The sequence below is a fragment of the Streptomyces sp. P17 genome (assembly GCF_032436805.1).
GTDB lineage: Bacteria > Actinomycetota > Actinomycetes > Streptomycetales > Streptomycetaceae > Streptomyces.
On record NZ_JAVRBF010000834.1, the window covers coordinates 1 to 271 of the forward strand.

General features: G+C 42.4%; 1 protein-coding gene. It reads left to right on the forward strand.

Annotation, left to right across the window (positions count from 1 at the left end):
* Nucleotides 1–271, forward strand: a 271-nt coding sequence (locus RMT89_RS43140) for a hypothetical protein (RefSeq protein WP_315889220.1), incomplete at both ends; no start/stop codon positions are given.

Here is a 271-nt window from a genome sequence, read left to right on the forward strand (position 1 = left end):
AGCCCTCATCAACCACTGGGGCTTTAAAGATAGGGGGTTCAGCGAAAAACAGGCTGACGAGTTAATTAACACGATAAAAAATCCAGAAGATTTTAAGCCAAAATCCCCTTTCACTTCTTCCCGCCTCGATGCTTTCGCCAAGCATCAAGTCGAGATTAAAGGCTTAGCTCAAAAAACTGTTGACACCTTCACCTCAAAGCTGAAAGTGCATAAAGACTATCTCGAAAGCGACGGACTTGAATTGTCGTTCGAAAGCTATCAGCAATTTTTA